Annotated in this window: 8 protein-coding genes; all 8 read left to right on the top strand. The window is 62.6% G+C overall.

Going from position 1 to position 8,308, the window contains the following annotated elements; translation table 11 throughout:
- Positions 1 to 251: 251 nt before the first annotated feature.
- Complete coding sequence (locus tag CZ322_RS08470; protein ID WP_087070939.1) at positions 252 to 1,067, top strand: polyphenol oxidase family protein; 816 nt, start codon at positions 252 to 254, stop codon at positions 1,065 to 1,067.
- Positions 1,068 to 1,107: 40 nt separating this feature from the next.
- Positions 1,108 to 1,515 carry a cell division protein SepF gene (locus tag CZ322_RS08465; protein ID WP_234984516.1) on the top strand — a complete coding sequence of 136 codons (408 nt, stop codon included), beginning with the start codon at positions 1,108 to 1,110 and terminating at the stop codon, positions 1,513 to 1,515.
- Positions 1,515 to 1,808, top strand: a complete 294-nt coding sequence (locus tag CZ322_RS08460; RefSeq protein ID WP_087070937.1) for a YggT family protein — start codon at positions 1,515 to 1,517, stop codon at positions 1,806 to 1,808. The genes CZ322_RS08465 and CZ322_RS08460 overlap by 1 nt, the downstream gene beginning before the upstream one ends.
- 96 nt (positions 1,809 to 1,904) lie before the next feature.
- Complete coding sequence (locus CZ322_RS08455; RefSeq protein WP_016442554.1) at positions 1,905 to 2,486, top strand: DivIVA domain-containing protein; 582 nt, start codon at positions 1,905 to 1,907, stop codon at positions 2,484 to 2,486.
- A gap of 5 nt (positions 2,487 to 2,491) precedes the next feature.
- Positions 2,492 to 3,049: a signal peptidase II gene (lspA, locus tag CZ322_RS08450; protein ID WP_087071203.1), complete on the top strand. Its 558-nt coding sequence runs from the start codon at positions 2,492 to 2,494 to the stop codon at positions 3,047 to 3,049.
- A 1-nt stretch (position 3,050) separates the two neighbouring features.
- On the top strand, positions 3,051 to 3,971 hold the full coding sequence (locus CZ322_RS08445; RefSeq protein WP_087070936.1) for an RluA family pseudouridine synthase: 921 nt from the start codon (positions 3,051 to 3,053) through the stop codon (positions 3,969 to 3,971).
- Positions 3,968 to 4,558 (top strand): GNAT family N-acetyltransferase, encoded by a 591-nt coding sequence (locus tag CZ322_RS08440; RefSeq protein ID WP_087070935.1) that lies wholly within the window; start codon positions 3,968 to 3,970, stop codon positions 4,556 to 4,558. The genes CZ322_RS08445 and CZ322_RS08440 overlap by 4 nt, the downstream gene beginning before the upstream one ends.
- Positions 4,559 to 4,568: 10 nt before the next feature.
- The gene (gene dnaE / locus CZ322_RS08435) at positions 4,569 to 8,102 is read left to right on the top strand and encodes a DNA polymerase III subunit alpha (RefSeq protein ID WP_087070934.1); all 3,534 of its coding nucleotides are present in this window, start codon (positions 4,569 to 4,571) and stop codon (positions 8,100 to 8,102) included.
- Positions 8,103 to 8,308 lie beyond the last annotated feature (206 nt).

The following is an 8,308-nucleotide window of genomic DNA, read 5'->3' as shown; positions in this document are numbered from 1 at the left end:
CCCCGCCTATACGCCGGCCCAGCCCGAAGCGCAGCCGGCTGCGCAGCGCCCGGGAACTCACCGCGCCATCCCGCCGCGGGTGGAAGAACCCCAGCGCTCCGATCTGGATATCCCCTCCTTCCTCTTCGAGGAAAACTAAGGGAAACTGCGGAAAACTGCGGGAAACCGCGGGAAACCGCGGGAAACCGCGGGAAACCCCAGAAAAGCTCGAAAACTCAGGGAAACATAGGGCATAGGAAACTCAGGCATCAATGACTCGTAGCGCGCTGGTGGAGTGGGTGGCGGATATCTCCGTGCCCGGTGGCCGCATCCGGGCGGGATTCACATCCCGCGCCGGTGGGGTATCCCGCGCTCCTTTTGCGGGCCTCAATGTGGCCCACCACGTCGGGGATGACCCCGCCACCGTGGAGCACAACCGAGCTCTGCTCGCAGAGCAGATCGGGCAGCGCCCCGTCTATATGGACCAGGTGCACGGGGACCACCTTGAAGATGCCGGCGTTCTGACTTCCGCCGGCACCTTCGTGGCCCCCGGCACCGACGGCCTCCTCATTGACATCCCGCTTAGCTCGGGCACCGCACCGGTACCGAGGGGTGCTGCCGCGGTGGTCATGGTGGCCGATTGTCTCCCGCTGCTCCTGGTGGCGCAGGATCGCCCCGCCGGGGCCGCCGTCCACGTGGGCCGGCGCGGTTTGGAGGCCGGTATCGGGCCGGCCGCGGCGCGCGCTCTCGGGCCGGAGCACCTCATCGCCTACCTTGGTCCGTCCATCTGCGGGCGTTGCTACGAAGTGCCCGAGGAGCTCCGTGCCAGCGTCGCGGCGCGCATCCCCGAGGCTGCCGGGCGCACCGCCTGGGGCACGCCCTCCCTCGATATTGCGGCCGGGCTCACCGCCCAGCTGCGCGCCGTCGGTGTGTCTGAGATCCACGTCAGTCCTCGGTGCACCCGCGAAGATCCAGATTTTTATTCTTACCGACGTGCATCGCGCACCGGCCGCTTCGCCGGCGTGCTCGCGGTGGACTGCGATACCCCCGCGGCGCGCCGTGCTGACAAGGCCGGGCGCGTCGCCTAACGTAAAACGAGAACAGCGAGAAGGGTTGGCTGCTATGGGAATGCTCCAGCGTTTTGTCTCCAAGGCAACGCTTAACGACGACGAGTACCTGGATTACCAGGACGATGCCGATTACTACGAAGATGATTACGAGGCCGAAGCGGAAAGCCCCGTCAGCGAAATTCACGCTGTGGAGCAGCCGGTAGATATCGCCCGCATCATCACCGCTAAGCCGCGTTCCTTCACCGAGGTGCGGGGCTTCGCCGAACAATTCCGCGACGGCCTGCCCGTCATTATCAACCTGGCGGAAGCCGACGACGTTGCACGCAATCGCATTGTCGATTTCGCCACCGGGATCTGCTTCGGGCTACACGGGGATCTCAATAAGATTTCCGCGGACGTGCTGCTCATGACCCCGCGCACCGTCCGCATGGAAAACCAGCGCCCGGAGTCGCGTGATTCGTTCTAATGGCAGTATTTGGAATCATTCTTTCCACCCTCATCAGCATCTATCTTCTGGTGCTGCTCGCGCGGGTGATTATTGATCTGGTGACCATTGCGGCGCGTGATTGGCGCCCCAGTGGCGCCCTTCTCGTTATCGTTAATATCGTCTACGCACTTACGGACCCGATTCTCAATCTGGTGCGCAAAATCATCCCGCCCCTGCGGCTGGGAGGCATCGCGATTGACATCGGTTTCATCGTTGTTTTTATCGTGCTTCAAATCCTCAATGGGATAATTTTACGTATCTTTGTCTCGTAGTTCGCCCAGATGAGGTAGGCTTTATCCGAGAGCCGTGTGCTCATAACACAGCCACGTGCTCTTAACACAGTTTCGTTACACTACTTGAGGTGAGAAATGGCAATGCTCACGGCACAGGATGTCATGGATGTCCGCTTTAAGCGCCCGGAAACCGCGGAGACCGGTTACGACGAGGTACAGGTCGATGAATTCCTTGACGCGATCTACGAAACCATCGTCGATTTGTCGAAGCAGCTCCAGGAAGCGGAGAATCGCGCCACCGTCGCCGAAGCGCGCGTGACCGAACTCCAGAACGGTTCGGGTGAAGAACCCGCAGCGCCGGACCAGGCCACAACCACCGCGTCCTTCGCTCAGCCCACCGGCACCGTTGGGGAACAGGCCGCCGCCGTGCTTCAGATGGCGCAGCAGACCTACGAAGAACTCGTGGCCCGCGGTGAAACCGAGAAGGCTCAGAAGATCCAGGATGCGGAAACCCGCAGTGCCAAGATCATCGAGGATGCCGAAGCTCAGTCCAACCGCACCCTGGCCCAGCTGGAGCAGGAACGCGGCCTGGTGGAGCGCAAGATCTCCGAGCTGCGTGACTTCGAGCGTGATTACCGCACGCGCCTGCACAGCTACCTGGAGACGCTGCTCGCCAACGTCGATTCTGGCGCGCAGGAACCCGAAGCTCGTAACTAGTGCGTATGGTGAGGCGAAGCACCTCGTGGTTCCTCATCCTCGTGGGGGCGCTGGCCGTGGTGGCCATCGACCAACTCACGAAGCAGTGGGCCATCGCTAACCTCAGCCAAACGGAGCGCATCGCCATTGTGGGGGATGCCCTCGGGCTGCACCTGGTCTTCAACCCGGGTGCAGCATTCTCACTGGGGGCAAATTCCACCCGCGTCATTACCGCCATCGCGCTTGTCGTGGTGCTCGCGGTTTTCCCCGTCCTCGCGGCACGGGTACGCCACCGCTGGATCGGCGTGGGCCTGGCCCTCATGTGGGGCGGCGCGGCCGGCAACCTCATCGACCGGATCTTCTTCGAGCCGGGTGGTTTCGCCGGGCACGTGGTCGATTTCATCGCATACTTCGACTGGTTCGTGGGAAACGTGGCCGATATTGCGCTGGTGGCCGGGGCCGTGATCATGATCGCTGTCGCGTTCTTTATGAACGACGGCGCAGCTCGAGCCAGCGCGGACTCTGGCTCTGTATCCGCATCAGCCTCCATGCCCGCACCCAGAAAGCCGGAGCGAGGCGAGTAGCATGTGGCGGACCTACCCGGTCACGGAAGAATTTAACGAAGCTCGTATCGACGCGGCGATCGCACGCCTGACCGGCCTCTCGCGCGCGGAAGTGCAACGCCTTATCGATGCCGGGGATGTTCTTCTGGACGGCAACCCGGTAGCGAAATCCCTTCGGCTGCGCGCGCCGAGCATCCTGGAAATCAATATTCCTACCCCGCGCACCGTTGCCCCGCGCGGGGGAGATGTCACCATCCCCATCCTCTACGAAGATGCCGATCTGGTGGTGGTGGATAAACCGGCCGGCCTGGCGGCCCATCCGTCCCTCAATTTCACCGGCCCGGACGTGTTGGGCGCCCTCATGAACGCCGGGGTGCAGCTCTCTGCCTACGGACCGGCCGAACGCAAGGGTATTGTGCACCGCCTAGACGTGGGCACCTCAGGGTGCATGGTGGTGGCGAAATCAGAACGCGCCTATGTGCTGCTCAAGGATGAGTTCCGCAACCGCGTTCCCGAAAAGATCTATCACGCCCTCGTGCAGGGGCATCCCGACCCGCTCTCCGGCACCGTGGACGCCCCCATCGGGCGCGATCCGCGCCATCAGTGGAAAATGGGGGTGCGGGCGGACGGGCGCCACTCCATCACCCACTATGACACCCTCGAAGCCATGGCCGGCGGCAGCCTCCTCCAGGTCCACCTGGAGACCGGGCGTACCCACCAGATCCGGGTGCATATGTCCGCCCTCGGCCACCCCTGCGTGGGGGACGCCACCTACGGGGCCGACCCGGGCCTGAGCGAAACCCTGGGGCTCACCCGCCAGTGGCTGCACGCCACCCGCCTCGGCTTCGAACACCCGGACGGCAGCTGGCGCGAATTCGAGGCTCCCTACCCGGAGGACCTCGCCACCGCTCTTGAGCGCATGCGCGCGGGAGTTTTTTCATGACGACGGCGCACGACGGCGCACCGCTGCACGGTGCGCCGCGCCCCACCACCCCGTCATACGGCGCACCGCTGCACGGCGCGCCGCGCCCCACAGTCCCGCCGCCTGCCGCGCCAGATACCACCGCGCCGCAACGCGGCGCCACCCAGCTGCGTTGGCTCGAGGGAGACCTGGAGCGGGCTCGCGCCCTCCGTATTGAGGTTTTCTGCGGGGAACAGGGCGTACTGCTGGAAGAAGAACTCGACGATATCGACGAACGCGCCCACCACGTCGTCGTCGAAAATAATGCTGGTCAAGCATTAGGCGCTGCGCGGGTCTACGCAACCACCGAAGGCGTCGTACACCTGGGGCGCGTCTGCGTGCGCCGTTCCGCCCGCGGGCTAGGCGTGGGGCGCTTCCTGTGCGAGGCCGCAGCCGAGGTAGCGCTGCGCGAATTTGGACACGCCGGGCAGGTGCGGATCGTCCTCGACGCCCAGGAGGACAAAATCGGCTTCTACCGGGCCCTCGGCTACGAACTCACGGCCCGCGCACCCTTCCTGGACGCGCGCATCTGGCACCGGGAAATGGCGCGGGTAGTGAGTGCTGGATAGACTAGGCCCCATGGCCGCTCCCTCAGATTTCGTTCACCTGCACACCCATACCGAATACTCCCTGCTGGACGGGGCGGCGAAAATTAAGCCGCTGGTGGCGCAGGCCGTCGCTCAAAAGCAAAGCGCCCTGGCCATCACCGACCACGGCTACTGCTTCGGCGCCTATGAGTTTTATCGGGCCTGCAAGGACGCCGGCATCAAACCGATTATCGGGGTGGAAGCTTATATGACCCCGGGGACCTCGCGGTACTCGAGCAACCGGGTGCTGTGGGGGGATGAATCACAGCGCAGCGATGACGTCTCGGCGCGCGGGGCCTATACCCATATGACCTTGCTCGCCACCAATAACACCGGGATGCATAACCTCTTCCGGCTCGATTCGCGCGCCTCGCTGGAAGGCCAGATGGGCAAATGGCCCCGTATGGATATGGAGCTCCTTGAGGAGCTCCACGAAGGCCTTATCGGCACCGCCGGCTGCCCCTCCGGGGAGGTGCAAACCCGGTTGCGGCTGGGCCAGCACGCCGAAGCCCTTGAGGCCGCCGGGCGCATGCAGGAAATCTTCGGCAAAGAGAACTACTTCGTGGAAATCATGGACCACGATAATGAGATCGAGCGGCGCACCCGCAACGACCTGCTCGAACTCGCCAAGAAAATCAATGCGCCGCTGCTGGCCACCAATGATTCGCATTACGTGCGCGCGGAGGATCATTCCGTCCAGGACGCCATGCTCTGCATTAACTCCGGCTCCACCCTCCAGGATCCCAACCGTTTCAAATTCGATGGGCACGGCTACCACCTGCGCTCCACCGAAGAAATGTACAAGCTCTTCGGGGACCTGCCCGGGGCGATGGAAAACACCCTGCTGGTGGCCGAACGCTGCAATATCTCCTTCACCACCGCCGCCGAAGGCGCCAATTACATGCCGGTCTTCCCGGTGCCCGACGGAGAGGACATCACCTCCTGGTTCATTAAGGAAGTCGAACGCGGCCTGCATTCGCGCTACGGGGAGCATATTCCCGATCACGTGCGCCAGCGTGCCAATTACGAGGTGGAAGTCATTGTTCAGATGGGCTTCCCCGGATACTTCCTCGTGGTCTCCGATTACATCCTGTGGGCCAAACGCAACGGCATCCGGGTGGGGCCGGGGCGTGGCTCCGGGGCCGGCTCCATGGTGGCCTACGCGCTGCATATCACCGAACTTGACCCCATCGAACACGGCCTCCTCTTCGAACGTTTCCTCAACCCGGAACGCGTATCCATGCCCGATATTGACGTGGACTTCGATGAACGCCGCCGCGGGGAAGTCATCGCCTACGTGGAAGATAAATACGGGCATGACAAAGTCTCCCAGGTGGTCACATTCGGCACTATTAAAACGAAGCAGGCCCTCAAGGATGCGTCCCGGGTGCTCGGCTACCCCTTCGAAATGGGCGAACGCCTCACCAAGGCCCTCCCGCCCTCGGTCATGGGCAAGGACATCCCGCTTTCCGGCGTTTTCGATGAGAAGAATTCCCGCTATATGGAAGCTGGGGAATTCCGCGATATGGTTTCCACCGATGTGGATGCCAAACGTGTTTTCGACCTGGCCCAGGGCATCGAAGGCCTCACCCGCCAGTGGGGCGTGCACGCCTGCGCGATCCTCATGTCCTCCGTGCCCCTCACGGACGTGATCCCGGTGATGAAACGCCCGGCCGACGGCGCGGTCATCACCCAATTCGAATACCCCGAATGCGAGGACCTCGGCATCCTCAAAATGGACTTCCTGGGGCTCTCCAACCTCACCACCATTGAGGACGCCCTGGAAAATATCGTGGCGAATAATAAAGATCCCCTCGATATTGATAATGTTCCCCTCGATGATGAGCGCACCTTCGAGTTGCTCCAGCACGCCGATACCCTCGGTATTTTCCAGCTGGACGGTTCGGGAATGCGCACCCTGCTCAAGCAGATGAAACCCACCAACTTCGAGGACATTTCCGCCGTGTCCGCGCTCTATCGCCCCGGCCCCATGGGGATGAATTCCCACACTAATTACGCGCTGCGGAAGAACGGGCTGCAGAAAATCGAGGCGATCCACCCCGAGCTGGAGGAGATCCTCGAACCGATTCTGGCCCCCACCTACGGCCTGATCGTCTATCAGGAACAGATCATGCAGATCGCCCGGACGGTGGCCGGCTTCACCATGGGCCAGGCAGATTCGCTGCGCAAAGCCATGGGCAAGAAGAAAAAAGACGTCATGGATAAGATGTACGTCGATTTCGAAGCCGGAATGGTGGCCCAGGGCTTTAGCAAGGACGCGGTGAAAACCCTGTGGGGCACCATGGAGCCCTTCGCGTCCTACGCGTTCAATAAGTCCCATTCGGCCTGCTACGGCGTGATTTCCTACTGGACGGCCTACCTGAAAGCCCACTACCCGGTGGAATACATGGCGGCCCTCCTCACCTCCCGCAAAGACAATAAAGACAAAATGGCGGTCTACCTCGGGGAAGCCCGCCGCATGGGCATCAAAGTACTCGTGCCCGACGTGAACGAATCCCTGGCGAATTTCTCCGCCGTGGGGGAGGAGATCCGCTTTGGCCTGTCCGCGGTGCGTAACGTGGGCGCGAAAGTTGTGGACGGCATTATTAGCGCCCGTGAAGAGAAGGGCGCTTTCACCTCCTTCCAGGACTTCCTCGATAAGGTCCCCCTCGAGGTCCTCAATAAGCGCAGCGTGGAATGCCTCGTGCGTGCCGGGGCTTTCGACTCGATGGGCTATACCCGCCGCGCTTTGCTCTCCAAAGTCGCCGAGGCGGTAGACGCCGTCGTCGCCCTAAAGAAAAATGAAGCGGTAGGGCAATTCGATTTGTTCGGCGGTTCTGAAATCGCCGGCGGGGTGGAAGTCGATATCCCCGAGCTGCCCGAATGGGATAAACGCGAAAAGCTCAACCTCGAGCGCGATATGCTCGGCCTGTATGTATCCGACCACCCGCTTTCGGGCATGGAGCATATTCTGGACCGTGCGGCAGATACCACGGTGGTGCGTCTTTTGGACGACGACGCCGCAACGGACGGGCGGACTGTGACATTAGCCGGACTCGTCACAGCTGTCCAACCGCGCATCTCCAAGAAAAACGGGAAGATGTGGGCGACGATCGTCCTGGAAGATATGACGGGCAGCACGGAAATTAACTTCTTCCCGGCCACCTACCAGACCGTGGCCGGGCTGCTCGCCCCGGACCAGGTAGCGATTATTACGGCGCGCGTCTCGGATCGCGATGGCAATATTCAGCTCTCCGCCCAGGATATGAAAATCCCCAGCGGTGACCTGCTCCCGGATTCGCCCGTGGATGTGCAGCTTGCTGAACGTATCTGCACTCGCGATCTGCTCGGGCAGCTGAGCGATTTGCTGCGCACCTACCCGGGTAGTGCCCCGGTGCGCCTCCATATCCAGCGCCCCGGGCGCACCTCGGTGGTGCAGGTGGGTCAGGAATTTTACGTCAAACCCGAGGCGCGTTTCTTCTCCGATCTCAAGGTGCTCCTCGGGCGCAACTGCGTGGTGTCCTAGCGGCGCGGCGGCGTTGCGAGGCGGGGTGCAGCGGCTACGCGCGGTCGGCGGGCCCGGGTGCCGCGAGTCGGNTACTCGAGGGGTGCGGGGCAGCTTCCGCGGCCTGCGCGCCGCTGTGCACGGCGACAATCTGGATGGAATGTGAGGATTCTCTCCGGCGGGCCCGGGTGCCGCGAGTCGGGGACGGTGCGGCTACGCGCCACTGG

The organism is Actinotignum timonense, assembly GCF_900155575.1.
GTDB lineage: Bacteria > Actinomycetota > Actinomycetes > Actinomycetales > Actinomycetaceae > Actinotignum > Actinotignum timonense.
This window is presented reverse-complemented; position numbering and strand designations above follow the sequence as displayed.

Bases quoted from the DNA above. Each gene is read 5' to 3' on its own strand.
- lspA (WP_087071203.1), top strand. From the start codon at position 2,492: ATGGTGAGGCGAAGCACCTCGTGGTTCCTCATCCTCGTGGGGGCGCTG.
- CZ322_RS08440 (WP_087070935.1), top strand. From the start codon at position 3,968: ATGACGACGGCGCACGACGGCGCACCGCTGCACGGTGCGCCGCGCCCC.
- CZ322_RS08470 (WP_087070939.1), top strand. From the start codon at position 252: ATGACTCGTAGCGCGCTGGTGGAGTGGGTGGCGGATATCTCCGTGCCC.
- CZ322_RS08455 (WP_016442554.1), top strand. From the start codon at position 1,905: ATGGCAATGCTCACGGCACAGGATGTCATGGATGTCCGCTTTAAGCGC.
- dnaE (WP_087070934.1), top strand. From the start codon at position 4,569: ATGGCCGCTCCCTCAGATTTCGTTCACCTGCACACCCATACCGAATAC.
- CZ322_RS08445 (WP_087070936.1), top strand. From the start codon at position 3,051: ATGTGGCGGACCTACCCGGTCACGGAAGAATTTAACGAAGCTCGTATC.
- CZ322_RS08465 (WP_234984516.1), top strand. From the start codon at position 1,108: ATGCTCCAGCGTTTTGTCTCCAAGGCAACGCTTAACGACGACGAGTAC.
- CZ322_RS08460 (WP_087070937.1), top strand. From the start codon at position 1,515: ATGGCAGTATTTGGAATCATTCTTTCCACCCTCATCAGCATCTATCTT.